The sequence below is a fragment of the Ruegeria sp. YTSC230 genome, assembly GCF_059609665.1.
Genome location: NZ_JBXWMC010000002.1, coordinates 331040 through 355428 on the forward strand (window position 1 = coordinate 331040; position 24389 = coordinate 355428).

Here is a 24389-nt window from a genome sequence, read left to right on the forward strand (position 1 = left end):
CGTGGGCCCTATCAGGCGAACCACATCTTGCGTGACATGTTGCCATTCATCATCTCTTGGGTTGGGTCGCTTTCCCAACCTTCGAGCTGATTGGTGACGCCTTCGACAAAATCGTTGAACATCGGGCAGATCAGACCGCCCTGGTCGCGGACCATCATGCCCATTTTGCTGTAGATGTCCTTGCGTTTGTCGTTGTCCAGTTCGGCCCGTGCTGCAAACAGCATTTCGTCGAACTCTGGCACCTTGAAGCGGGTGTCGTTCCAGTCGGCAGTCGACAGATACGCTGTCGCGTACATCTGATCCTGCACCGGACGGCCACCCCAATAGGATGCGCAGAACGGCTGAACGTTCCAGACCTCGGACCAATAGCCATCGTTGGGCTCGCGCTTGATTTCCAGCGGGATACCGGCCTGAGCCGCGCTTTGCTGGAACAGGGCCGCTGCGTCAACGGCACCCGGGAAGGCGCCATCTGCAACACGCAGGATGATCGGCGAACCGTCATGGCCCGACTTCGCATAGTGCTCTGCCGCCTTTTCAAGGCTGTAGTCGCGTTGCGGGATAGAGCCGTCAAACAGCGGGTATGCCGCATTGATCGGCATGTCGTTGCCAATTGTGCCGTAGCCGCGCAGAACCTTGTCGACCAAGTCCTGGCGGTTGATTGCGTGTTTTAGCGCCAGCCGCAGTTCGTTGTTGTCGAACGGCGCGGTGTCGCAATGCATGATGAACACATAATGTCCACGGCCGGCGGTCGAGTGCACCGTCAAGTTCGGGGCGCGGCCCAGCAGATCGGCAACCTTTGGTTCAACGCGGTTGATCGCGTGAACCTGACCGGACTGCAGAGCAGCCGTACGGGCAGTCGCATCGTTGATGACAATTACTTCGACGCTGTCGAAATTGCCGAAATCGGGGTTCCAGTGGTTGGCAAATTTCTTGAACACGTGGCGTACGCCCGGCTCGTCGACTTCCAACTGGTATGGTCCGGTGCCAATGCCCGCACCTGGGTTTTCCATTCCGCCATCAGGCTGAATGATCAGGTGATAGTCGGCCATCAGATAGGGCAAGTCGGCATTTGGCTCGGTCAGTGTGACCTGGAAATTGTCGCCATCGGCCTTCATTGACTCGATGCCCTTCATGATACCCAGGGCACCGGACTTGGAGTCTTCGTTCGAGTGGCGCTCCATGGTTTTCAGCACGTCTTCGCTGGTCATGGTCTTGCCGTTGTGGAACTCGACACCCTGACGCAGTTTGAATGTCCAAACTTTGGCGTCCGCGCTGCCTTCGACGGCTTCAGCCAGGCGCGGCTCGATCGACCCGTCGGGCGCAACTTCCACAAGCTGGTCGCCGAATTGTTTGCCGTTCTGGAACGGCACCGAGCTGGCATAGGTCGCCGGATCCAGCGAATTGGTGGATTCGCCGCCCTGCAGGCCAAATTTCAGGTCGCCGCCCTTCTTCGGTCCTGCCGCGCGCGCAGCGTCAGCGAACATGGTGCTGGCCATCGCCGCCGACACACCCAGAGCCGCCGCTTTCCCCATGAATTCGCGACGGGTCAGTTTGCCCGCAGTGACCTGACCGGCCATGTGAGTGAGTTGTTCGTTCATTTAGTGATCTCCCAGTTGATTGAATTTCAGCCCTTCCCGGGCATTTTTATTGACGCATGAGTCAAGTTAGGCGCATTTCGGTCTACCGAGCAAGGACAAATGTCTGACCTTTGGCCACCAAAATATCACATCTGGTTTCGTGGAACGGCGTCCTCCGTTTGTTTAGAGAATACCAAGGTTTCGTTTTCAAAGGCACTTATTTGCGCCTTAAGAAAAAAGCTCTCTCGATCCGACCACATTTCGCAGGATGTTTCCGTGCGCAGGTCTATCCCGTCCCGACTGATCTTCTGTGTCCAGCGGCACTGCCCGTGGGCGGATAGCGGGTCGTCGGGGTGGATGGTCCAGCGTTCATCGGCTGTACCACCATATGTCAGCCCGTGGTGATTGTCGGTCACACGACCAAAATCGTCTTCGATTATCAGGCTGGTTTCACCTGAATTCATGTCTGTTTCCACCCGGCGAGAATTGCTGCTGTCCCGCAGGGACGTCACGTCAATCGGGGTTTCAGAGTCGGGTGGTTGAAACACATGTTCATCATCACCCGCTGTCGGCCGGTTCGGGATCGTGATCGTACCACCTGTCAGGTGCAGTTCGACGGGTTCGGGTGAGGGCCAGATCAGCGGCCAATACGCGCTGGACACAGCCACCCGCACGCGATGCCCTTTGGGAACGCGATAGGCGATGTGATCCAGGTCCAGTGAGATTTCGTAGGGCGCTCCGGGCATCAACGGAGTTGGTTGCGCGTGGCTGTCTCGGTGCGACAGGTTCAGAACGCCATAGGTGATCCGGGTTGAGGCCCCGTCCGGATGGATATGATTTAGCCGCACCGCAATCTGTGCTTGCGGTCGGTCGGCACTGACATTCAGGCAAATGCGCGGAGCGCCGACAATATCAAGATCTTCCGACAAAGGCGGGCCATCGAAACAGGCGGACAACGCATCATCGGCGCGCTGATCGCCGGGCATGTCCGGGCCCAGCCAAATTGCGCAAAACTCGCCGCTATCCATGCCGCAGGTTTGGGGTGACCGGATCCGCGTGTCCAGCGGATCATCTTGCCCGAGGCCACCGTTCGACAGGTTCAAAGTTAGGTTGGACAAATGCGAGGTCGCGCCGGATTGCTCGCTGATCCAGCGCCCGGGTCTGTTGTTGTACCACCGCTTAGGACGGACACCGTCCATTAGATACGCTCGATAGTCTGGGTCGGTTTCAACGCCGCTATCCAGACCCTTTAGCCAATGATCCCACCAACGCAGCGCCTCTTGCAGAAAACCGATCCGAGGTTCGGGCACTGCGAAATGCGGGTATTTGTGCACCCAAGGCCCCACGATCCCCTTGGCCGGAGCGCTAAGCTGTTCGACCAGCAATGGCACTGTATTCTTGTACGCGTCACCCCAGCCGCCTATGGCCAAAGTCGCCGCGCGGATCGCGCTGAAATCTTCGCAGACAGAGCCATGCTGCCAATAGGCGTCGCGCGTCTGGTGGCGCAGCCAGATCGAGGGTAGGAACGGTTGGTTTTCCAAACGCTCAAGCCATAACTCCCGCCAGTTGGGGCGCAGCGTAGGGTCCGGTGCGCGGGATGAGTACGACCACATGGTCGCGCCCCAACCCAGGTTTTCATTCAGCAAGCATCCGCCCTTAAAGTGGATGTCGTCTGCGTAACGATCTGCGGTCGAACACAGGGTGATAATTGCTTTCAGCGGCGCGGGTCGAAGGGCAGCAACCTGAAGCGCGTTGAACCCGCCCCAGCTGATTCCCATCATCCCAACGGTGCCCGAACACCACGGCTGATCCGCCAGCCATTTAATTGTGGAAACGGCATCCTCCAGCTCTTGCTGGGTGTACTCGTCTTCCATCAACCCTTCGCTGTCTCCATTGCCGCGCATGTCCACACGAATGCAAGCATAGCCGCGTTTGGCAAACCATGGATGGGTCAGGGCATCCCGCGTCGCCGTGCCGTCGCGCTTGCGATAGGGCAGGAACTCCAAAATGGCCGGAACGGGGTTGCTGTCCGCATCCACCGGGCGCCAGACACGCGCTGAAAGACGACATCCATCCGGCATCACTATGCCGACATCCGGTAGATCTTCGATATCGCATAGCGAATTGGGCGAGCGAGTCATTTCGGAAGTCTTTCGGTCTTTGTCTTTTTGCAACGTACTAAAATCGTCAAATCACTGTTTGATTGCGACAACAAGGTCCATCACGTTCGTTCCGGTTGGGCCTGTCACCAGCAAAGCTCCGGCCTTGTCCAGAAAACTGCCACTGTCTGCCTGCTGCAAGGCGGTATCGGCCCCTTTGCCCCAAGTTTTGCCGTCGACTACGGCTCCGGCCGCATTGGTTGGACCATCGGTGCCATCGGTACCACCGACAACAACAGTCAAGTTTGGTGTTCCAGCTATTTCCCGGGCGAGTGCCAGCGCCAACGCCTGATTGCGCCCGCCACGGCCCGGCTTGTCCGGCAAAACCACCGTTGGTTCGCCGCCGAAAACCATGACGCCGGGGGGTATATCCCTCAGGCGTTGCCCGATAAGGGATGCGACGCTTAAGTAGTCGTCATGCAGGCATTCTTCCTCAGCCAGCAATTGCAATCCGTCTCGGCGCGCCATTTCTGCGGCTGCCAAGCGTGCATGGGCGTTCGAAGCAACGATCTTGGTCGAGGCGTCAAATTTGTAAGTGACGGGCAATGCACCAATTCCCGATCCGATGACTTTCAGGTCGTCCCCGGGCACATCCGAGATTGCCAGAACGGTCGCTTTCGCCCCGTCGAAATGGGACAACAGCCCGCCGCCCTTGATCCGCGACTGCTTTCGACGCTCGGCATTCATTGCGGTGATATCCAAACCTTCGGCCAGCAGCCTTGTGTTCAATTGTGCCAGATCTGCCAAAGAGTTACCCGGCAGTAAGTCCTCTGCCAAGGATGATGCCCCGCCCGAAACCAGCAGCAGTACATGGGAACCAGGTGCCATCGCCTCGATCTCTTCGCGCAGGGCGCGGCCACCGTCCAGACTTCGTGTGTCCGGAACCGGATGAGAGGCTTCGATCAACTGCACATGTTCCGGCAGGTCGCGCCCGTGATCGTCCTTGGTGACAACCAGCGTCGGACGCGGTCCGAAGTGGTCCAATGCCGCGCTGGCCATCGCTGCGGCTGCCTTGCCGACGGCCAGAATCCGGTCGGGCGTTGGGACCTTATCCAGAGCAGCTTTGGTGGCTCGTTTTCCGTCAACCGCATCAACACCGGCCTGCCAAATACGAATTGCTTGTTGCCTTTGGTCCATCAGCTTTCCATCCAAATTGTGACCGGTCCATCATTGACCAGCTCTACCGCCATGTCGGCCCCGAAATGCCCGGTTTCGACGGGCACGCCATGGGCCTGCAACCGCCGCGCAAACTCTTCATAAAGGCGCTGCCCCACATCAGGGGGGGCTGCCTCGGAAAACCCCGGTCGGTTCCCGCGCGAGGTATCGGCGGCCAGCGTGAACTGGCTGATCACCAACGCCGAGCCACCCACATCCACGACAGAGCGGTTCATCTTACCTGTGTCATCTTTGAAAATACGCAGCTTTGAAACCTTGGCCGCCAGTTGTTCGACCTTTTGTTCGTCGTCACCCTTCATCGCACAGACCAGGATCATCAACCCCGGACCGGACTGCCCAACCGTTTGTCCGTCAACCGAGACTTTTGCCCGGGAAACTCTCTGTAAAAGTGCACGCAAATCTGTTCTCCGTTTGGTGGCGTGGTTATCCGACCCAACGAGCGATCTCGTCCAGATCGGCCCGGTCGGTTCGAAACCCGTTCGCAGGGTGGTCTGCATCCGAGTATCCGAATGAGATTGCGCACAAGATCAACCGATCATCGGGAATGTCGAAATACCGGTGCAGAAACTTGCCATAGCTGGCCACGGCGGCCTGAGGGATTGTGGCCACTCCCAAGGCTTGCGCGGCGAGGGTGAAGGCCATGACAAATCCACCACTGTCCATTGCTCCGTACGCGCCAAGTTCCTTAGGGCTTGAGATGATCGCACAATGGGGCGCACCAAAAAGGGTAAAGTTTTCCATCATTTGCTTGGCCGAACCGGCGCGGTCCCCGCGCTGCACGCCCACGGCTTCGTATAATGCCCAGCCACATTCGCGACGTCGCTCCTGATATATACCGGTATACGCCGTCGGGAACGGCAGGTCGGGTTCCGGTGCGCCGGTTGTGACTTCGTTTTGCAGCGCCTTTCGAAAAGCGTCAGTCTCGGCTCCACTGGTGATCACGATGTTCCAGGGCTGCGCATTACACCAGCTGGGCGCACGGGACGCGCTGGTCAGAATCTGTTTGATCTGGTCTTTGGGAACGGGTTCAGGTCGGAACGCCCGGCAAGAATGTCGCTCAGCCAGCAATCGATCCAAATCGGATAGCGTCACTCTGCTCCCCCTTCGTGTATCCGAGGCGCAGGATGGCGTCAGGTTCGGCGATATTCAAGCGGTCAAAAGGGGACAGGTGCTACTGCTGACCAGTTGCCATGAGGTATCCGACACCCGCTGCAACCAGCAGACCCAACACAACAGCGATCGTGATCTTGATAGCGGACCAAGGGCGTTCGCCCTGAACACGCCCCGTTCTGCCGTTAACAACGAAACGATAGGTCTGACCCCGATATTTGTATGCGGCCAGCCAGACAGGCAGTAGAATATGTTTGAAGGTTACATTTTGCACATCCGTGTCGATTGCGTGAATGCGCTGCCGGTCACCGCCGATATCGAACCGAACATCCCGTTCGATCACCCGGGCCATATGCCCGCGCGCTTCGGCATACCCGTCCTGCAATTCGATTGTATAAGCCTCGGCCCGGAATCCCGCCAGATACTCGGGCTGGTAAGGTTCAAGCGCCGGCAGGTCCCAGGGTTCCAACGCGTCGGTATAGCGTTTCGGCAATGACTGGGATGCCAGCACAAGAACATCGTCAAAGAACCGGGCAACCCGACCGGATTTTGGGGACCACCGCACCTTTGCCACCTGCTGTTGCACGCGCTTGCCGTCACGCATGACGGTCCGGGTCTCGTAATACACCGTGCCCCGCTCGCCGCGATAAGCTGACTTGGTATCCGCGTCGAAGGTCCAGTAGGGGACGTAAATCCCCTGCATCTTGCGACCTTTGCGGGCGTAATCCTTCAACCCGTTGGGCGCGAACCACAACTTGCCAAGCCAGCTCGACATCGCCTTATGAGCCGACCGTTCATCCAGAGCAAAGGGCAACACGCCTTTTGGCTTGATATGCCGGTTAACTCCCGTCTCCGTGACTACCGGAGTGGCACAGAACGGGCATTCGGCCGCATGGGTGTTCGGGTCAAACTCGACCTCAGCTGCGCAGTTCGGGCAGGACAGAACCCGCGTTTCTTCGATCTCTGCTTCCGGCAGCTTGTTCGCCAGCGCTGCGTTGAAATCCAGTTCTTTCAGGCTGGCACCGCCCCACGGTCCGGCGCCTATGGATTCCGAATGCCCGCAATGATCGCAGGTCAGGGTCCCGTTGCCCGGATTGAACCGATAGTCCGAGCCGCATTGCTCGCAGGGAAAGCGGTGTTCGTCTGTCATTGCTTTGCCTCGATTGGAGGGGCGATTTTTCCGGGGCCGATAATCAGGCGCACGATTATTGCCGCGACGATGCAGATCAGGATGAAATGGAAGGAGTTCTGAGCAAACCGCCACCAATCGTAATCAGTCAATAGATCGCTTACTTCTAACGTACCAATGCCGTCGCCATAGCCGGACGTGGTCTTTGGATCATGTGCCTGACGCCAGCCCCTGTAACGGCTAAAAGCAACTGAAACAGTCACGAGAACGAACCCGATTCCTGCGCCCCAACAGGCTGCTCGGACATAACCAACCTTGCGCCGCATCATGACGCGCAAAAACGGCTTGACGAACAGCCAGCAAATGAAAAGAGAAATAGGCAACCCAAATAACGCATACCAAAAAACAAGGGACAGCGAGTTCAGGTCAAGGCCGCTTCGATATTCGTTTGAGAAAACTGGTACGCCAATAACGCCGACCCACCCCAAAAGCGCAGACAGCTTGACCGCGCACGCGATATCGCGTTGGGAATATGGAGCCATTTGATCGGCGTTAGCCACAGGGTTAGGCCCCAGGAGGCGGCGGGGGCAGGATGGTAAACAGCTGCGCAAGCTCCTGCACGTCGCCCGCTTTTTTCCACCCGTCCTGACCGGCGGTCCAGACATGGGTATCCCGGGTGATCTCACCATCAGTCGCCATGCGGCCCATCTTGGCCTTGGAAAACGGCCCGCTGGTCTGCCCTTCCACTGCGATATGCCACACATGCTCAACCGGAGGAGGGGGCGGTGCCGCATGTGCGGTCGGTTGCGAGGCAGCGGGGGCGGAACCGCCCCACGGTCCGCTTGGTTGACCCGCTGCCATGTTTGCCATCTGGTTGGCCATCGCCATGCCCATACCCATGCCTAGGCCTGCACCCATGCCGCCGCCCTGACCGGGGTTGTTGGCTGCTGCGGTCATCGCTTCGGCGGCGGAATACTGGGTGAACTTGCCCAGATCGCCTGCCAATCCCATCGACGTCCGCTTGTCCAACGCAGCCTCGACCGCAGGCGGCAGCGAGATGTTTTCGATGTAGAATTCCGGCATCTCCAACCCGTAACCTTCTAGAACGGGCGAGACCTCGGCCGCAATCAGCTTGCCCAGATCGGCGGTGTTGGCGGCCATGTCCAGCACCGGAATGCCCGACCCGGCAATTACGCGGCTGAACTCCTGCACGATGATGTTACGGATCTGAAAGCTGATCTCATCCATGGTGAATTCACCATCGGTGCCGACGATTTCAATCAGGAACTTCGCGGGGTCCTTGACCCGGACCGTGTATGTGCCAAAGGCGCGGATACGGGTCGGACCGAACTCCGGGTCGCGCAACATGATCGGGTTCTTGGTGCCCCATTTTAGATCATTGAACCGCGTCGTGTTGACGAAATAGATCTCAGACTTGAAGGGCGATTGAAACCCGTGATCCCAATGCTGCAGCGTCGTCAGGATCGGCATGTTGTTGGTCTCAAGCATGTAGAGGCCGGGCGTGAATACATCCGCCAATTGCCCTTCGTGCACGAACACCGCTGCCTGTCCTTCGCGCACCGTCAGTTTGGCGCCGTACTTGATGGCATGTCCTTCACGCTCGAACCGCCAGACCATGGTGTCACGGGTGTCGTCGACCCAGTGAATGACGTCGATAAACTCTCCGGTCAGAAAATCGAAAATACCCATTGGGGTCTCCTTTTCTTGGGCTCAGAGCTGCTGGCCCATCAATTCGCGTGCAATAATCCGTACCACGGGGCGGGCGTCCTCGGCTGTCACACCGGGTTCAAGGCGCGGGTCATAAAGCATTGTCAGAAGTTTCTCGTCATGGCTGGTCAACAGCGCAAACTCGTCATTGTCGTTGAATATCGACGGTCGTGCCGCCGGGCTGTCATTGGATAATCCAAGCCCCTGCGCAATTTCTTCGTGGATGCAGCTGCGCCGGGTGAGGTCCGGCAGTTCAGCCCGGATGAGCGTGACAGCCCGCACAAATTTATACGGTGAGGTATTGGTCGGAGACGCAAAAACAAGACAGTCAATATTGGCGCGCGGGTTTGCAACCAAGTCCAGTGAAGGCGTGCTGATGCCAGGGATTAGCTGTTTCAGGCGTTTGACCACATAGGCGCTGTCATCTTTGCCTGCAAAGAAGACATGGAAATTGGCCTTGCGATTGACGACCGAGATTGGATGATCCGTCAATTTGCTCAGCCGTTCCGCAAACGCTTCGACGTCGGCGGAGTCTTTTGCGCGTATCTCGGGTGCCACGGACGGGGCGAACTCGGTCTGAATTCGCACAGGTCCTGCCCACCGGCTAAGCTGTCCGTCCGTTCGCCGAATGCGTGTAGTTACAGCGTGATCGGGGTATTCGCTGTAAAAGGCTATGGCCTCGAAATTGCGGGCCAGATCATCGGCATCATAGGGTGTGTCGGGCCCGCCTCCGTCCACGCGCAACATATCGCGGGTCAGTAGGTCACGTTCGACTCGCTGATAGAACCGGGCCAGATCCTGACTTGCCGCAGACGGGGGAACATAAGCATTGGGTGCTGGTGCAGGTGCCACCGGGCGCGGTTGCGGCACAACGGACGACGTCAGCGCCTCATCACAATTGGCCAGCGCTAACAGCGCCACCATACCCAACAAGGGTTTCAGATATCCCGGCACCTGCACGTCCAGCCCGCCTTTAGCTCGAAACCGCAGTTCCAGCGTTGTCGCCGACGCCGTCTTTGCGCGCCTTGGCAGAGGCAAGGGTGTCGCGCAGCTCGGTCTCCATCTTCTGCAGTTCCTGTTCGGCTGCGGCGCGTTTGGCCTTGCCTTCGTCAGCAATTGCAAGACTTTCGTTGATCGTACCGATCAGGTCGGCATTGGCTTGCTTGACCGCTTCGATATCAAACACACCGCGCTCCATTTCCTCGCGGATCATCTTGTTCGACTCACGCAGGTTCGCCGCGTTCGAGGTCAGCAGCTCATTCGTCAGGTCATTCGCATCGCGCACGGCCGCGGCCGCCTCGGCGCTACGCTGGATGGTGACGGCCTGCGCCAGTTGCGTTTCCCACAACGGCACGGTGTTGACGAGGGTTGAGTTGATCTTGGTCACCAGCGACTTGTCATTTTCCTGCACCAATCGGATCGAGGGCAGCGATTGCATCGTCACCTGTCGCGTCAACTTCAGGTCGTGAACACGCCGTTCCAGATCATCCCGCGCTGCGCGCAGGTCACGCAGCTCTTGCGCTTTCATAACTTGTTTGTCTTCGGGCGCGGCCTGAACTTCGGCTTCTTTTTCGGGGATGTTCTGGCTGTCCAGCTCGGTCAGTTTTTCTTCACCTGCTGCGATATACAGCGCAAGCTCGTCATAAAAGCCCAGCGTCTTTTCATACAACAGGTCCAGCGACTTGATGTCTTTCAGCAGCGTATGTTCGTGGCCCAGCAAATCGTCGGTGATCCTGTCGATCTGCCCCTGAACGTCTTCAAACTTGGCGGTAAACTGGGCGAAAGGTGCAGCCTTGCCCAACAGCTTTTCCCACCAGCTGCGTTCGCGCCGGACGTCCAGTTCACTGACTGAAAATCCGCGGATCGTCGTGACGATATTGCGCAGGCTATCCCCGGCGGGTCCGACATCTTTGTTGCGGACATCCGCCAACATGGCCTGGCTGATTTCCTGCAATTCCGCCTGGGCAGACGATCCGAACGCGACGATGGAATTGGTGTTATCCATGTCGATCTCATCCATCCGCTTGCGGATTTCGGCGCTGACAGGTTCGTCGGCTTCCTCAAGCAAGACGATTTCGGCGGTCGGGTCGGGCAGGGTGACAGCGGTCACTTCCTGCACCAGCGTTTCAGCCTCGACCGCCTTGTTCTTGATGTCATCGGACATGGGGTAATCCTCTCTCAAATTGTGGCCGGTCAGTCCAACCGGACGCCTTCGCGTTGCAGCCTTTCGCGCAACACATCAATTTCAACCGTCAGATCACTGCGGTCGTCCAAAAGCAACTTGCGGGTACGCGCCGCGAAATTCTGTTCAAGATCATCCAGGAGGGACGAATAATCCTCCAACGCCTGCGCATCGCGGGTGCGGGCATAAACGTCAGCAAACTTGACCGTCGCGTCACGCGCGCCCTTTAAGTAAACGGTCAGGTATTTACGCGCACCGGCCAGATCGCGGGGGTCTTCCTCGACCGTGCGGAACAGGTCGCGGGCGGTATCCTGAAAGCGTTCAACCCGGGCCTCGATCCTGCGGTCGCCAGCGCGTTTGATGGCGTCGGTCATCTCGGACAGATGTGTTTCAGCATCTTCCACGACGCGGGCAACGCGGTCTTGCTGGAAAGTGTCGATGCCTTCCATGCCTTTGTCAGTCATCGGATCAATTCCGAAAGAGACAGAGTGCAGGACGCTGGCCATCAAACCGAACAGAATCGGGGCGATCAAGCTGGCTTCAGACGCTGCGGCTGCATCCAGATATTCGGTGCGATAAGCGGCCAATCCGACGCCAAGTCCGGTCAATAGGCTGGAGAATATCTTTCTGGGAAACGCCGGGCGACGGGCTGTGCGGCGAGCGTTGTAGGCGGATTCGGCCCGCAGCCCTTCGCGCAGCAGAAATGCTGCAGCTGTCAAAAGACCCGCTGCGATCAGGCCGATCGTCAATCCGACGGCCCCATCGTTCAGCGACAGAAAAACCAAGGGAACAGCCGGAAGAAACAACAGGTTAGCGCGCGCCCCGGCCGGTTCGACCCGAGCGACGTCAAACTGTCCGCGCGAAGGTTGTTTCGGAGACGAGGAGTCGTCCTGTGGGCTGAATTTCCCGCCATACCGTTTGGCCATGTGCTTACAAGCCTCCCAACACGCCGGTGCAGACGCCGAACATCAGCATCAACAACACGACATAGGCCAGTTTTTGCACTCCGGTCCCGGACATGGCGCCCCCCAAAAATGTCCCTTGGGGAAATCTAGGCCATGAGAGGCCGTGGCGCTAGGGGGAAGGTTGCCTAACCTGCGTCACTTGCGAGGTTTCTTGCCGATTGGGGGCCGATTTCGCTGTGGGCGAGCGGGTCGTTTGGCCGGTGCTTCGGGCTCGGCTTCCAACCCCAGTTGATCGCGCATGACCCGTCGGCGGATCTCTTCGACTTCGCCGGGTTTCAGGCTTCCCAGCTGGAAGGGGCCGTAGGACACTCGCAGCAGCCGGTTCACCGCAAAACCGATATCTTCTATCGCACGCCGAATTTCACGGTTCTTGCCTTCGCGCAGACCGATGGTCAGCCAGGCATTTGCGCCTTGTTGACGGTCCAGCGTGACGTCCATCGGCAAAAAGCGTTCCCCGTCGATCACAAGCCCCTTACGAAGCGGTGCAAAATCCTCGTCCTTGGGGCGGCCATTCACCCGCACGCGGTATTTGCGTAGCCATCCGGTCGAGGGCAGTTCCAACTTGCGCTTGATGCCGCCATCATTGGTCAACAGCAGCAACCCTTCCGAGTTCAGGTCCAACCGCCCGACACTCATGACCCGGGGCATATCCTCGGGCAGTTTGTCAAAAATTGTCGCGCGTCCTTTTTCGTCACGTGTCGTTGTCACCAGACCCGAAGGCTTGTGATACAGCCACAGGCGCGAAGGTTCCGGTTCCGACACCGGTTTGCCGTCGACAAAGATCTTGGCCTTGGCGGTGACGTTCAGTGCGGGGCTGTCGATGGTCTTGCCGTTTACACTCACACGACCTGCTTCGATCATGCGTTCAGCTTCACGGCGCGAGGCAACGCCAGCGCGGGCAAGGACTTTGGCGATCCGGTCGCCGGGAGGAGGGGTTTTGGTCATCCGCAGCCCATAGCGCATCCCGGCCGCTTGCGAAAGACAGGTTTCTGTTGCAGTCAGAGGCATGGTGTTCAGATCGCACATGGATAAGGCGCTGGTTGAAGCGCGCGCTGCGGCGGATCGTGGTGAAGTACCTGTGGGCGCTGTTATTGCCGGCCCCGATGGCGTGATCGTGGCCTCTGCGGGTAACCGAACACGAGAGCTGAACGATCCCACCGCCCATGCCGAGATACTGGCCCTGCGTGCTGCATGCGCCGCAGCCGGATCCGAACGTCTGCCCGATCACGATCTCTATGTGACGTTAGAGCCTTGCGCGATGTGTGCGGCGGCTCTGGCAGCGGCGCGTATCCGGCGCATCTATTACGGGGCCGCCGATCCCAAATCAGGCGGCGTTGCTCATGGCGCGCGGGTTTTCACCCATACACAAGCACACCACGTGCCAGAGGTTTACGATGGCATCCGAGGGCAGGAGGCCGCCGAGCTTTTGAAAGAGTTCTTCGCCGCGCGGCGTTAACCTCAAAGAGTAATGGCCTTCATCACCTCGGGTTCGATGACATCGACCCCCGGCAACCCGTCGACCAGCGCCTGAGCTGATTGTTCGAGGATTGGGAAGGTCTTGTAGTGGCAGGGAATCACGGTCTTGAAGTTGAAGTACCGCTTGGATGCATATGCGGCGCCCTTCATGTCCATCGTGAAATGACCGCCTGCCGACAGGATCCCGATATCGGGTTTGTAGTAATCCCCCATCCAATCCATATCGGCCATGATGTCGGTATCGCCCGAGACATACAGCATGTGCCCTTCCGAGGCGATCATGAACCCGACCTCGCTGCCGCCGGTACGCAGCCCGTCAGGTGTAGAAAAGGTCGAGCTGTGCGAGGCTGGCACCATCGACACTTTGACGCCGTTCAGGTTCACGGTGCCGCCCTTGTTGTAGCCAATAGTTTCCAGCCCCTCGGACTCACTCCAATACCCCATCAGGTCGTATTGTCCGACCACGGGGACGTTCAGGTGCTTGGCCAGCGATACGACATCGGCGACGTGATCGAAATGTGTATGCGTCAGAAGGATATGAGTCGCACCGTTTAGAGCGTCATCATGCTGTTCCTCGGACAAGACTGGGTTACCCGTCAGCCAGGGGTCGACCAGCAGAACCTGTCCGCCGGTTTCGATGCGGAAACTGCCGTGTCCCAGCCAAATGATGTTCATGAATTCATCCTCCCAAAACAAACTGTTGGCATTAACTTAGCATCGGCTATGTAAAAGTTCATGGACTGGTTTCAGGAAATTGATGGCTATTGCGAGCGCCTGTCGCCCGCCTATTGGGCTGAACCGATAAACGCGGTGACAAACGCGGCGTTTCTGATTGCAGCATTTGTCATGTGGCTGCGTGTGCGCGGGCAGGGGATGCCGTTGGCGATGGTGCTGGTCGTCATTCTCGCCGCTATCGGGGTCGGCAGTTACCTGTTCCATACCCACGCGCAGGCCTGGGCCGCGATGGCGGACGTTCTGCCGATCCTGCTGTACATTCTGGTCTACATCTTCGCGATCAACCGGGATGTCTGGCACATGCAGCCGCGTACGGCCGGGATCGCGACAGCCCTGTTCATTCCCTATGCCGCAGCGACGGTGCCCTTGTTCCAGCTTGTGCCGGGATTGGGTGGTTCAGCAGCCTATGCCCCGGTGCCGCTGCTGATCTTGATCTATGCGTTTCTTTTGCGCCACCGGGTGCCGGACACCGCCCGAGGTCTGGCCATCGGGGCGATGATCCTGATCGCCTCGATCACCTTTCGTGCGCTGGACGAACCCATATGTGGGCAGATCCCGTTTGGCACGCATTTCATGTGGCACATCCTGAATGCCCTCATGCTGGGCTGGATGATCGAGGTGTATCGTGCTACAGTCGAACGAAACCGGGCTGCGGGGTAAGTCTCTTAAACTGCGGTCATTTCATAAACAGCTAAGGCATTGAAAGGTCGTTAAAAGGTGACCAAAACAATGTAATGTGGGCCCTTGGCTCTGTAACCTTATGGCAAATTTTCACAAATACGGCTTCGGCCCTAACGACTTGCAAGGGCTGGCGAATGGTTGTTAGACGGCCATTAGCAACCAGAATGGACAGAACGTGAAACTTGCCGCCTCGTCACCCGTCAAGCTATGCCCACCACCGGGCAAGTCGCAACTGGTCGTCGCTGATGACGACACGCGGAACCTGTTTTTGATCGTCGGCAAAACCACGAAAACATGGCAGCTGCGGTTCCGGCTCTATGGCAAGCGCATTTCTATGAACCTCGGCAAGTATCCGGCCATGGGGCTGGGGGATGCGCGCAGGGCGGCAAACGCGGCTATGACGCTGTTCGATGGCGGCACCGATCCTCGGGGGCATGTGGAGACCGTGGCGCAAGCGTGGGATCGTTACTGGGTGCAGCGGCAGACCCAGTTGAAACACCCGGCCCAAGATCGCAGTCGATGGGACCGGTTAATTGCCCCGGTGATCGGGCATGTGCCGCTGGGCAAGCTGACCAAGGCCCATTTCGCCGACCTTCAGGACTTCTGGACGGCCAACGGGCAGAAGGGCGGGCAACACGGGCTGATCCGAATAACACGGCATTTTCAGGATTGGCTACTCGACCGGGACCTGCTGGACCGGACCTTCATTCCCCGCAAACCGATCCTGCCGAAAGGTCAGACGTGGTCGGTGCCGACGGTGGACGAGACACGGGCTTTACTGCTCTGGTGTGAGGCCCAGTGGGCGCTGTTGGTGGCCGGTGATCGGTCAGCCTACCGGGGCGGGTCGTTTCGGGCCGCACAGGGCCGCGTCATCGCCATTGCGCTGCTGATCCTGACCGGTGCCCGTCGCCAGATGATTATGGGCCTGCGTTGGGATGAGGTGGGCGAGGTGCTGTCGTGGAAAGGTGAGCGCATGAAAAACGGTAAGGCGTTCCGCCATCCGGTATCAACCCAGATGCAGGTCTGGCTCGACCGTATCCCGAAGAACAACACGCCATGGTGTTTTCCCAGCGCCGACCTGACCGGCCCGTTCCGCGTGGATATCGACCGTTGGACCAAAAAGGCCGGATTTCCCCATGTCCCTCACGCGCTGCGCAAAGCGCTTGCAACGTGGGCCGGTGGTGCAGGGTATGACGACGGACTGATCGGGCTGGCGCTGTCGCACACGCCCACGTCCGTCACGTCGATCTATGCCACCAATGACCGGCTCGACCAGCGGCGGGAAATGCTGGACGCGTGGGGCGAGGTTCTGACCAATTGATCTACCCGCGCTGCCATCACGTAGAAGTTTTACCCCAACTACTCCCGCGTCTGCCTCCCATCCCTCGGCGACGCGGTTTTTTTTGCCTGCGGTGTTGCACCACCGCGCTTGGGCCGCTTGTCGGGCTGTCTCATAAAGTCATCACTCACGGACGGCCCGCGTTGCATTTCCATTTTGGTTCCCTTGTCAGCAGCGCAGGCACTATTTGTTGTCACGCCATAAAATCACCCTTTTGGTTTGAATACGTCAGATTTTGACAAGGGATTTGAAGTGCCTGATCTTATGTCATCGTGGAGTGAAGTGTGTGATTGTAAGGGGATTTCAATGCAACGGTTTGCACCGACTGTATTAGCGACTGCTCTGGGTTTTGCTACACTTCCTGCAGCCGTCGGGGGGTGGACGTCCGAGCACATCGTCAATCCGGAAAACCTGCCAACGGTCAAGGTCAGAATATTCGATGGTGCGGAAGGCGGATGCTGGACCAACATTGGCGAGGCTCGAACTTACGCAAAGGATAAACTTGCCGGCCTTGGGTATGAAGTCCGGGAAACGGATGAACCTGCCCACTTCACCTTCGACATTTCAATCACGAGTTCTCGCGGTGGTGGCAACTGTTACGGAAGCGCCGAAGTTTCGATTTTTGCGCCTGCTGATTTGAGGTGGGCTGAAGGTGAGGCAGTGGCCTTACTGGGCGAACACGGCGGCGTTTTTCGCGGCCATGACAACGCAAACTACCTCATGCTAGATTACATAAAAGGGATGATCGACGAAATGCGGGAAGGTGCGGAAAGCAACGCGGAGAGCCTTGAAAAGCAGGTGAGCGACAAAGAAACCTGAAACCGCAAAAATAGATCGGACGACGACAACCAAGAAAGTGTGCCGAACGCATCCACCGGCAAATGCTGCTGATAGCGACGGAAAGGTAAAATGGAGAAACTCGTATTAATCGCCGCTGTATTTCTTTCGATTGCCATTGTGGCAGCGTGCACTAACGCTGATGGCACGGCTGTTGTAACAGGTCAGCCGCGTGCCGCGATAAGTGCGAGCGAGGTGCAGCTGTACTCAGCCCCACCAAAAATGCCTTTCGAAACCATCGCGATTGTGAAAGCAAACAGCGCGAGCGGTTGGTCAGACCAACAGTCGATGGACTACGCTGTTGCTGAAATAAAGGAACAGGCCGCGTCCGTTGGTGCTAATGGCGTCGTCATTGGCTCGTCAGGCTCTCAAACTGGCGGTTTTGTAATGATCGACAATGTGGCGTATCCGTATGACCAGCAAACCGTTTCCGGCACCGCGATCTACGTAAAGTAGATTTTTCTGTTTGGGGCTGCGTCCGTCATATTTGCACCCATCGTCTGGGGCAGGTGGCCGTGTATCCAATTTGGAGCAAGAAAAGAGCAACAGGCCGTTTTCGCTAAAGGTAACGGTTTAGCTGGACGGCGACGTTTAGATTATCAGTTCTGTAACGCCTGCTATTAAGCCCGCTTGCATACTGCGCTTAACCGCGTTTTTTCGCGCCTCCTCGCTCATGCTGTCGCCGTTCAAGAGTACGCTTACATTTCGTGCAAGTGAGACAAGCCCAGCGAAAGCAACGGTATCCAGTACTTCGCTTTCTGTTCCGTCAGCTAACTTTTCTGTCGTACTGTCAAAGTCGTCCGATAACTGCTGGTTGGAGATTTCCGAGGATTGCACGCCTTGTTGCGCCGCAACTTCGGACGTCGCCATAAGAGGAATTTCCTCTTACTTTTCAAAGTGATCTTCGAGATAAGCACCATAGGAGGTTGCCTTTAGTTGGAACTCTCGTATTTCACCGGTTTCCACGTTGATTAGCTGGATATCTGCGCCCAGATGATTGGTCGCTTCAAAAAGCTCTACCCGAAACTCGTCGCCATCGCTGTTTTCTTGGCGCGCAAATTTTAACTCGTGTGCGATACCTTTGACGTTGTTTTTGAAACCTTGCAATTGGGCCGGCGAAAGCGACTGAACGTGTTGAGCGATTTCTTCATTGCTCATTTCGGAAAGATCACCGGACGAGCGCCTAATTGCGTCCAGAATGTCTTGCTCTGCCGACGTGAACTCATGCTCACCATCTGACAACAGATTAAAAATGAGGGCCGACCCTACACCAACGATAACAGGTTCTGTTAGTGAAGAGGTACGTTTGGCGAACCCTCTGACAAGGTTCAATTCGGTGAAAGTATTTCGGAACCAACGGCGCTGCATAGCCGGCCAGTCCTGTGAAATCAAAAGTACTTCGGAGGCCTTTTCAACAAGCGGTGCCAGCGCGTCCTCATTCAGCGCCGTGGCTTCACGCGGAGAAAGACGCAACTCGCCTTTTTCAGCTTGGCGAAGCCCAATTGCCATTGCGCTACAGGCGTCAACCAATTGCCGCTCGGGTGTAGTTAAGTCCTCCAGTTTTCGTGTTTTGCCCAGAAGATACTTGTTTGCGAGGGGTTTTACTGCAAATGGGGCGGCTACAGCGCCAGCAACTGCTGCACCACCGACCACAAGCGTCCCCATGGCAACGGAACCGCCAATCCAAGCCAGCGCACTTGATGTGAATGCAGCGCCGCTCAAACTGCCAATCGCTGTTCCTGTGGAGGCAGTACCAGCAAGTGCCGCAACTGAAAAAAGAGACGCAGGAACCGCAGCGCCAGCAAGTTTGCTGGACGCCACTGAAACCGCTTTGTTTGTCCAGCCGCTTTCACCGATGACGCAATCTGAGAGTTGTTCACAGATGTCCGCCGTGCGCATGAACCAATTGCCTTCGTCCAAAGGCTTTTGAGCATCCATGTAATCCTCAAATCGAACTTTGGACCAATCAACCAGGGAATGAGAGTTTTCCTGAACTTTGGAAATGGCGTTAGTGGAAGCGTTGTAGGCTTTATCGGCTAACCATTGAAATCTACTGCCTGAAGACATCTTTTTTAGCTTCCATTTTGTTTCTGCTCAGAACTTGGGAGTTCCAAGCGTTTTCTACAAACACAAAGCCTATTTCAATTATTGGCCACACGACAGAATGGATTTTAGGTTCTGTTTGTTCGCGGCGTTAGTAGGCAGTAATACTCCGGGTAGTAAATCTTGCGCGCGCGATGGTCCTGTGGCACAGAACCCGACCCGTTCAGATAGGTCGTGAATTGTCCGCCAGCAATCGCTCTCACCTCAAACTCGTTTTCGAAAAGGAAACCCGCGCCGATAATCCTTTGCCCGGTTGTCAGCGTGTGCCGGTCTGGTGGGTGCCCGATGGCGGCGTACAGCACAACGGGACGACTGTGGGCGTCAAATGGCGCTGCGCCCGTTGTGGGGTCGAAGGGAAAGGCATCTTTGGGCCTGAGCGGGCACTGACCGGCACTAGCGTCGAGGCAGAACGTGTGTTCATGAATGACCCGGCGACACGAGCGCGCTGTGTTTACATGATTAACCCGGTCGGTAGTTAGCGACATACTAATTTCACCCCTGACTCCTGTAGTCCGCGTTGCTTTTGGCGTGTTCCTCTTGGTGTGTGTACCATGAGAACAGCGCGGGTTTCCCATCATCGGTGTGACAATGCACGAAGTCATAGCTCCAGCCATGATTGCTATGTCCCGGCCTGAGCCGAACAGATGTACCATCGTTTAGCCAAAGCCGTCCCTTCTTGGGCTGTTTTGCAAGCACCTTCAGCCCCTCTCGTCGCCAAAGCCGTTCAATGCGCCCATCACTGACAGACCATCCAGCCTCTCTCAGCAAAACCGCAACCCTGCGATACCCATAAGGTCGCTCTCTCAATACCGGCAAATGACCACTCCGTGGACGGAGCCGCCTAGTGCTTGCACAGCGAAAATTGCCTTGATTGCTCGGCGGTGTCGCCGGATTGCTCGCGGCAGCGCAGCAGGATTTACCGAAAGCGGACGTATAAGCCACGCAAATCGGCCGAGATCCAATCCGGATATTCGCTGCGCTACTGTTCTACGTCTCACATGCGGACGATGCTGCAGTTCACCGCATCGTTACCCAATGACCGCTTTGCGGACAAAGTTGCCTTTCGCGGCAGCGCAGCAAATGCACGCTAAGGGAGATCTACCTGCAATAAACCACTGCATTCTGAAAAGAGTTGGATCAGCAGGTGTCATTTCTGTCAAAGGCAATACAGACGTTTGGCCGCCAAAAAACAGCCCGTGTTTACAGCGATTTCTTGATTAGCGCCTCGTATCTCAGCATGATCCCGTTATGGCGATTGAAATCGACAAATGGCTGGACGATCTCGAACTGGGACAATACTCAGACGCTTTTGCACGGCATGATATCGACGCGCGTGTACTACCATTGCTGTCAAACGACGACCTTAAAGAGCTTGGGGTTAGTCTGGGCCACCGAAAAATCATCCTGGCAGCGGTTCAGGAATTGACTGGCCAAAAGCACTGGTCTCAACCGCCACAAGCCGTAGACGCGGATGCAGGCGAAGTCGGCCGGGTCCCCATTTCGGATGAATCGCAAGGCGTGACCTTATCCGCAAGGAAGCCTGCTTCATTAGCGCTCGCAGAGAGGCGTCACTTAACAGTTTTGTTTGCTGATCTCGTCGCCTCGACTGAGTTGACTAACCGGTTTGATCCCGAAGACATGCGCGAACTGCTGCAGAGCTACCAGGATGCGGTTGCAGGTGCAGTTAGCAGGTATGGCGGCTACGTCTCGAAGTATTTGGGCGACGGTCTCCTGGTGTTTTTTGGCTGGCCGACAGCATATGAAGATCATGCAGTTCGGGCTGTAAAGGCTGGTCTTGAGGCCGTTCGGCGGGTCAGAGAGCTTAAAACACCTGACGGTGAGCGTTTGTCAGCCAGGTTAGGTATCGCGAGTGGCGACGTGGTAGTTGGCGATACGATCGGTGAAAACACCTACGAAGAAGGGGCCATGACGGGGCCAATTGTCAATCTGGCAGCGCGGCTTCAGGAACACGCAGAACCGAACTCAGTTGTTTTATCTGCTGAGGAGACCGAAGAAACTTTGCATCGGCTATTTGAGTTTACGTCTCTTGGACAAACCGAGCTGAAAGGTTTCAAAGAACCACGGACCCTTTTGACTGTCGTATCAGAACACAGCGCGGAAAGCCGGTTTCGAGCGTCTTATAGGGACGAAAGTGGCAGCGTCATGATTGGTCGCGACTACGAAAAAGGTATCCTTTTACAATCATGGCTGCGTGCGCAGAACAGTCAGGGAGAGGTTGTTCTGCTTGCCGGTGAAGCTGGAATCGGTAAATCGCGATTGGCGGAAGAGTTTCTCGCTAATGCCGTAGCGGCTAGCGAAGCTGATATTATCAGGCTGAACTGCTCTCCTTACCTTTCCAGTAGCCCGTTCCACCCCGTCGCCCAGAGGATTTCTCAGGATGCTGGTGTGGGGACAGATTTTGATGACGATCAAATTCTCGATCTTGTCAAAAAAATGTTGGAAAGCCGGGAGGGCTTGGAATGGGAAAAGGTTCTGCCCGTCTTTGCCGCGCTGGTTGCGCCTCACAGTGCTCTTGCCCGAAGCGTTCTCGATATGTCACCGCAGGAGCAACGTGACCTCACGATTCAGACGTTAATCCACACGGTTCAGGTACGCGCAAGCACGCGTCCTGTTATTCTTTGTGTTGAGGACGCGCATTGGATTGATCCTTCCACCCAAGCTCTTTTGGATCGCTTCAAAGCAATTTGCGCAGATCTGCCTTTGATGATTTTGATCACCCACCGGCCCGGCTGGGAACTTGCCCATGATGACGGCGAAGCGCACGTACATACGCTCCAGCTGCGTCGGTTTGATACGACCCATGTCTCGAACCTAGTTCTCAATGTTACCGGAAAAGCACCGGACGATGCGCTAATCGCCACAATCATTGAAAAGACGGACGGCGTGCCATTGTTCGTCGAGGAGTTGGCCCGGGCGATTGTTGAGGCGGGTGAGCACGGGCAGGTCCACATACCTTCGTCTTTGAAAGGCACGCTGATGGCACGTCTTGACGCAGTCTCACCAGAGGCCAAACAAGTAGCGTTAACAGGAGCCGTCATTGGACGGGAGTTCGAGCCTAGCTTGCTGGCTTCCGCAATAGGTCTTGCCAGTGCGGAAATTCAATCTCGTATAGAAGAGCTGTCTCGAACGGGTTTGATCTTTGAAAGCGGGTACAATCGAGGGTATTTCGTTTTCCGTCATGCCCTTATTCGGGATACCGCCTATCAATCCATGTTGGGCTCAACCCGCAGGCAACAACACGCAAACGTGGCCCGTGCTTTGATGCAGTTGCGGTCAGCAGAGATTGAACGCCGGCCCGAGTTGGTTGCCCGCCATCTTTCAGAGGCCGAAGAATGGCGTGCTGCGTTCGACAAATGGCAGACGGCAACCGAAATGGCATTGGCGCGATCCGCCAGCCAAGAGGCGATGGTCAACGCTAGGGAAACACTCAAAGCGGCTGAAAATCTTGGATCTGACAACGGCGTCGAAACGATCAAAGCCAAAATCCTGATTGGTCGCAGCCATGACAGCCTGGGTCAGTTGCCAGAGGGGATAGCGGCTTTGAAAGAGGCCTCGGACGCCGCCCGTGGAATAAACGATGTGACGCTCGCCGCTGATGCTGCGAACCATTTTGCGGACTCGTGTATGATGTCGAGTAAGAGACACGGCGAGGCCATTGAGCTTTGTGTTAGAGCTCTGAACGACCTTCCCGACGATGACGAAGTTCGGCAGTGCAGATTGATGAGCCAACTTGCACGGGCACATATGTTTGTCGGCCAGTTTTCTGAAGGCGCACGCTTTGGTCAGCAATCAATGGAACTGGCCGCGAAACTGGGGGACTATAAATCCCAATTCTCAGTGATGATGATGCATTTTGGGGCACCATTCGTCGCACGCAAAGGAAGAGAGGTACGTCATTGGCGTGAAAATCTTGATGCGATGCATCGAGCGGCCGAAAACCTGGGGAGTATTGATCAGGGCCGGGACCGAACACTTAGTCTTTTTGTCGGGGCCGAAATGGCCGACCGCGACTTGATGGATCATTCACTCGAATTGCTGACGGAGATTTCGGAAAAGGACAACCATCTGCAACTCTACTGGGTACAGAAACACGCACGCGCCATGGTTGCAATTATGGATGGCAATTTTGAGCAGGCGGAGATGCATGCCAACGAAGCGGTGAAAATCGGTCGACAGACACATGGAGAACATGTTGAGGGCGTCTTCGGTGTTCAGATGTTTACCATCCGCCGCGAACAAAACCGGTTGCACGAAGTTGCACCGGTGATCAAGAAGCTGATGACGGATAGCCCGGAAGACATTTCCTGGAAACCAGGATTTGGCCTTATTGCCGCCGAGTTGGGATACAAGGAACCAGCTGAACGCATACTGAATGAAATGGCAGAGAATGGCTTCGATCTTCCCCTTGATGCTATGTTTTCAACTACTTTGTCTTATCTCGCTGACATTTGTGTCGCAGTCGAGCATCTGGGACATGCTGAGACCCTCTATGAAATGCTGACCCCATACGAAGAGCTAACGATCACCGCTGGGGCCACAACAGTTTGCGCCGGGGCGGCTGCAAGACGTCTGGGCAATCTGGCAGCGGTGCTGAAAAACTGGGACGCCGCTGAGAGGATGTTCCATAAGGCCATCGAAATAGACACGCGCATGAAGTGCCCACCGTGGATTGCGCACAGCAAGGCCGCGTATGCATCCGCGCTAAGGCAACGGGGTCGCACGAATGATTTGGAACTAGCGTTTCAACTAGAAGGGGAAGCGTTGGCAATTTCACAGCAATTGAGTATGGTTTTCCTTAGGTCAAAGCTCGAGGGAGTAGCTGTTTAAAGTCATTTAGATGCTTGGGGGAGCATTATGCCAAGGTACATAATTGAGAGAAATTTTGCCGAGCAGCTGAACGTCAGCGACGACGACAAAATTCACATCAAAGAGATCAATGACGAAGTCGGGGTCGAGTGGATTTTCTCGTTCCTCAGCGCAGACAAGCGCAAAACATACTGCCTGTATGAGGCCCCCGACGAGGAAAGTCTTAGAAAGGCGGCCGAGCGCCTTAACATCCCAGCCGATGTCATTACACCCGTGGATCAGATAGATCCCGGAATTTTCGCCTGAATATTCGCAGTTCAAAAACCTAATCCGAGGCGATTTATCTGCGGGACAACGCATCGGAA

General features: G+C 56.5%; 23 protein-coding genes and 1 pseudogene. 8 read left to right on the top strand and 16 right to left on the bottom strand.

Translation table 11 applies throughout. The annotated features are described in order from the left end of the window. Positions 1-11 precede the first annotated feature (11 nt). From AC2FD9_RS05655 to AC2FD9_RS05710, 12 genes are all read right to left on the bottom strand, one after another. The gene (locus tag AC2FD9_RS05655) at positions 12-1598 is read right to left on the bottom strand and encodes an ABC transporter substrate-binding protein (RefSeq protein ID WP_058275605.1); all 1587 of its coding nucleotides are present in this window, start codon (positions 1596-1598) and stop codon (positions 12-14) included. A 125-nt stretch (positions 1599-1723) separates the two neighbouring features. Beyond that, positions 1724-3718, bottom strand: a complete 1995-nt coding sequence (locus tag AC2FD9_RS05660; protein ID WP_496835807.1) for a CocE/NonD family hydrolase — start codon at positions 3716-3718, stop codon at positions 1724-1726. Between the two features lie 51 nt (positions 3719-3769). Beyond that, positions 3770-4873, bottom strand: coding sequence for a glycerate kinase type-2 family protein (locus AC2FD9_RS05665; RefSeq protein WP_496696062.1), 1104 nt, complete (start codon positions 4871-4873; stop codon positions 3770-3772). Then, the gene (dtd, locus tag AC2FD9_RS05670) at positions 4873-5310 is read right to left on the bottom strand and encodes a D-aminoacyl-tRNA deacylase (protein ID WP_496835809.1); all 438 of its coding nucleotides are present in this window, start codon (positions 5308-5310) and stop codon (positions 4873-4875) included. The genes AC2FD9_RS05665 and dtd overlap by 1 nt, the downstream gene beginning before the upstream one ends. 25 nt (positions 5311-5335) lie before the next feature. Next, complete coding sequence (locus tag AC2FD9_RS05675; RefSeq protein WP_282119046.1) at positions 5336-6004, bottom strand: nitroreductase; 669 nt, start codon at positions 6002-6004, stop codon at positions 5336-5338. Between the two features lie 79 nt (positions 6005-6083). Continuing rightward, complete coding sequence (locus tag AC2FD9_RS05680; RefSeq protein WP_496835811.1) at positions 6084-7172, bottom strand: TFIIB-type zinc finger domain-containing protein; 1089 nt, start codon at positions 7170-7172, stop codon at positions 6084-6086. Continuing rightward, positions 7169-7711 carry a hypothetical protein gene (locus AC2FD9_RS05685; protein WP_496835813.1) on the bottom strand — a complete coding sequence of 181 codons (543 nt, stop codon included), beginning with the start codon at positions 7709-7711 and terminating at the stop codon, positions 7169-7171. Before AC2FD9_RS05685 ends, AC2FD9_RS05680 begins: the two co-directional genes overlap by 4 nt. A 4-nt stretch (positions 7712-7715) precedes the next feature. Beyond that, positions 7716-8861, bottom strand: coding sequence for an SPFH domain-containing protein (locus AC2FD9_RS05690; RefSeq protein ID WP_282168907.1), 1146 nt, complete (start codon positions 8859-8861; stop codon positions 7716-7718). Between the two features lie 21 nt (positions 8862-8882). Then, complete coding sequence (locus tag AC2FD9_RS05695) at positions 8883-9803, bottom strand: DUF2927 domain-containing protein (protein ID WP_282119213.1); 921 nt, start codon at positions 9801-9803, stop codon at positions 8883-8885. A gap of 49 nt (positions 9804-9852) precedes the next feature. Beyond that, complete coding sequence (locus AC2FD9_RS05700; protein WP_496704710.1) at positions 9853-11043, bottom strand: toxic anion resistance protein; 1191 nt, start codon at positions 11041-11043, stop codon at positions 9853-9855. Positions 11044-11072: 29 nt separating this feature from the next. Next, complete coding sequence (locus AC2FD9_RS05705; RefSeq protein WP_496835816.1) at positions 11073-11987, bottom strand: 5-bromo-4-chloroindolyl phosphate hydrolysis family protein; 915 nt, start codon at positions 11985-11987, stop codon at positions 11073-11075. A 174-nt stretch (positions 11988-12161) separates the two neighbouring features. Next, the gene (locus AC2FD9_RS05710; protein ID WP_496835818.1) at positions 12162-13052 is read right to left on the bottom strand and encodes a pseudouridine synthase; all 891 of its coding nucleotides are present in this window, start codon (positions 13050-13052) and stop codon (positions 12162-12164) included. Between AC2FD9_RS05710 and AC2FD9_RS05715 the strand changes: the two genes are divergently transcribed. Further along, entirely contained in the window at positions 13033-13482 is a 450-nt protein-coding gene (locus AC2FD9_RS05715) for a nucleoside deaminase (RefSeq protein ID WP_058276802.1), read from the top strand. The genes AC2FD9_RS05710 and AC2FD9_RS05715 overlap by 20 nt on opposite strands. Before the next feature lie 2 nt (positions 13483-13484). Here the strand turns inward: AC2FD9_RS05715 and AC2FD9_RS05720 are convergent, their stop codons facing one another. Then, the gene (locus AC2FD9_RS05720; protein ID WP_496835820.1) at positions 13485-14177 is read right to left on the bottom strand and encodes a metal-dependent hydrolase; all 693 of its coding nucleotides are present in this window, start codon (positions 14175-14177) and stop codon (positions 13485-13487) included. 60 nt (positions 14178-14237) lie between these two features. Here AC2FD9_RS05720 and AC2FD9_RS05725 point away from each other — a divergent pair, with 60 nt between their 5' ends. The 4 genes from AC2FD9_RS05725 (at position 14238) to AC2FD9_RS05740 (ending at position 17550) form a co-directional block, all read left to right on the top strand. Continuing rightward, positions 14238-14897: a ceramidase domain-containing protein gene (locus tag AC2FD9_RS05725; RefSeq protein WP_496835821.1), complete on the top strand. Its 660-nt coding sequence runs from the start codon at positions 14238-14240 to the stop codon at positions 14895-14897. 196 nt (positions 14898-15093) lie between these two features. Next, a complete protein-coding gene (locus AC2FD9_RS05730; protein ID WP_496835822.1) occupies positions 15094-16239 on the top strand; it encodes a tyrosine-type recombinase/integrase in 1146 nt (381 codons plus the stop codon). A 237-nt stretch (positions 16240-16476) separates the two neighbouring features. Then, on the top strand, positions 16477-17076 hold the full coding sequence (locus AC2FD9_RS05735; protein ID WP_496835825.1) for a hypothetical protein: 600 nt from the start codon (positions 16477-16479) through the stop codon (positions 17074-17076). A gap of 90 nt (positions 17077-17166) precedes the next feature. Continuing rightward, a complete protein-coding gene (locus AC2FD9_RS05740) occupies positions 17167-17550 on the top strand; it encodes a hypothetical protein (RefSeq protein ID WP_496835826.1) in 384 nt (127 codons plus the stop codon). Positions 17551-17685: 135 nt separating this feature from the next. Here AC2FD9_RS05740 and AC2FD9_RS05745 read toward each other — a convergent pair whose 3' ends face one another. Both AC2FD9_RS05745 and AC2FD9_RS05750 read right to left on the bottom strand, forming a co-directional pair. Next, positions 17686-17964: a hypothetical protein gene (locus tag AC2FD9_RS05745; protein ID WP_496835828.1), complete on the bottom strand. Its 279-nt coding sequence runs from the start codon at positions 17962-17964 to the stop codon at positions 17686-17688. A gap of 15 nt (positions 17965-17979) precedes the next feature. Continuing rightward, positions 17980-19161, bottom strand: a complete 1182-nt coding sequence (locus tag AC2FD9_RS05750; protein ID WP_496835830.1) for a hypothetical protein — start codon at positions 19159-19161, stop codon at positions 17980-17982. A 170-nt stretch (positions 19162-19331) separates the two neighbouring features. Between AC2FD9_RS05750 and AC2FD9_RS05755 the strand changes: the two genes are divergently transcribed. Then, positions 19332-19676: a hypothetical protein gene (locus AC2FD9_RS05755; protein WP_496835831.1), complete on the top strand. Its 345-nt coding sequence runs from the start codon at positions 19332-19334 to the stop codon at positions 19674-19676. An 88-nt stretch (positions 19677-19764) separates the two neighbouring features. Here the strand turns inward: AC2FD9_RS05755 and AC2FD9_RS05760 are convergent. Then, positions 19765-19989, bottom strand: a pseudogene (locus AC2FD9_RS05760) (IS3 family transposase); the annotation flags it as partial. Positions 19990-20445: 456 nt separating this feature from the next. Between AC2FD9_RS05760 and AC2FD9_RS05765 the strand changes: the two are divergent. Together AC2FD9_RS05765 and AC2FD9_RS05770 are read left to right on the top strand one after the other, a co-directional pair. After that, a complete protein-coding gene (locus AC2FD9_RS05765) occupies positions 20446-24045 on the top strand; it encodes an adenylate/guanylate cyclase domain-containing protein (protein WP_496835833.1) in 3600 nt (1199 codons plus the stop codon). Positions 24046-24072: 27 nt separating this feature from the next. Continuing rightward, complete coding sequence (locus AC2FD9_RS05770; RefSeq protein ID WP_058274660.1) at positions 24073-24330, top strand: DUF4242 domain-containing protein; 258 nt, start codon at positions 24073-24075, stop codon at positions 24328-24330. Positions 24331-24389: the final 59 nt, after the last annotated feature.

Bases quoted from the DNA above. Each gene is read 5' to 3' on its own strand.
- AC2FD9_RS05740 (WP_496835826.1), top strand. From the start codon at position 17,167: ATGGAGAAACTCGTATTAATCGCCGCTGTATTTCTTTCGATTGCCATT.
- AC2FD9_RS05725 (WP_496835821.1), top strand. From the start codon at position 14,238: ATGGACTGGTTTCAGGAAATTGATGGCTATTGCGAGCGCCTGTCGCCC.
- AC2FD9_RS05755 (WP_496835831.1), top strand. From the start codon at position 19,332: ATGGTCCTGTGGCACAGAACCCGACCCGTTCAGATAGGTCGTGAATTG.
- AC2FD9_RS05745 (WP_496835828.1), bottom strand. From the start codon at position 17,964: ATGGCGACGTCCGAAGTTGCGGCGCAACAAGGCGTGCAATCCTCGGAA.
- AC2FD9_RS05750 (WP_496835830.1), bottom strand. From the start codon at position 19,161: ATGTCTTCAGGCAGTAGATTTCAATGGTTAGCCGATAAAGCCTACAAC.
- AC2FD9_RS05710 (WP_496835818.1), bottom strand. From the start codon at position 13,052: ATGTGCGATCTGAACACCATGCCTCTGACTGCAACAGAAACCTGTCTT.
- AC2FD9_RS05720 (WP_496835820.1), bottom strand. From the start codon at position 14,177: ATGAACATCATTTGGCTGGGACACGGCAGTTTCCGCATCGAAACCGGC.
- AC2FD9_RS05690 (WP_282168907.1), bottom strand. From the start codon at position 8,861: ATGGGTATTTTCGATTTTCTGACCGGAGAGTTTATCGACGTCATTCAC.
- AC2FD9_RS05715 (WP_058276802.1), top strand. From the start codon at position 13,033: ATGGTGTTCAGATCGCACATGGATAAGGCGCTGGTTGAAGCGCGCGCT.
- AC2FD9_RS05770 (WP_058274660.1), top strand. From the start codon at position 24,073: ATGCCAAGGTACATAATTGAGAGAAATTTTGCCGAGCAGCTGAACGTC.
- AC2FD9_RS05765 (WP_496835833.1), top strand. From the start codon at position 20,446: ATGGCGATTGAAATCGACAAATGGCTGGACGATCTCGAACTGGGACAA.
- AC2FD9_RS05665 (WP_496696062.1), bottom strand. From the start codon at position 4,873: ATGGACCAAAGGCAACAAGCAATTCGTATTTGGCAGGCCGGTGTTGAT.
- AC2FD9_RS05705 (WP_496835816.1), bottom strand. From the start codon at position 11,987: ATGGCCAAACGGTATGGCGGGAAATTCAGCCCACAGGACGACTCCTCG.
- AC2FD9_RS05660 (WP_496835807.1), bottom strand. From the start codon at position 3,718: ATGACTCGCTCGCCCAATTCGCTATGCGATATCGAAGATCTACCGGAT.
- AC2FD9_RS05695 (WP_282119213.1), bottom strand. From the start codon at position 9,803: ATGGTGGCGCTGTTAGCGCTGGCCAATTGTGATGAGGCGCTGACGTCG.
- AC2FD9_RS05655 (WP_058275605.1), bottom strand. From the start codon at position 1,598: ATGAACGAACAACTCACTCACATGGCCGGTCAGGTCACTGCGGGCAAA.
- AC2FD9_RS05680 (WP_496835811.1), bottom strand. From the start codon at position 7,172: ATGACAGACGAACACCGCTTTCCCTGCGAGCAATGCGGCTCGGACTAT.
- AC2FD9_RS05700 (WP_496704710.1), bottom strand. From the start codon at position 11,043: ATGTCCGATGACATCAAGAACAAGGCGGTCGAGGCTGAAACGCTGGTG.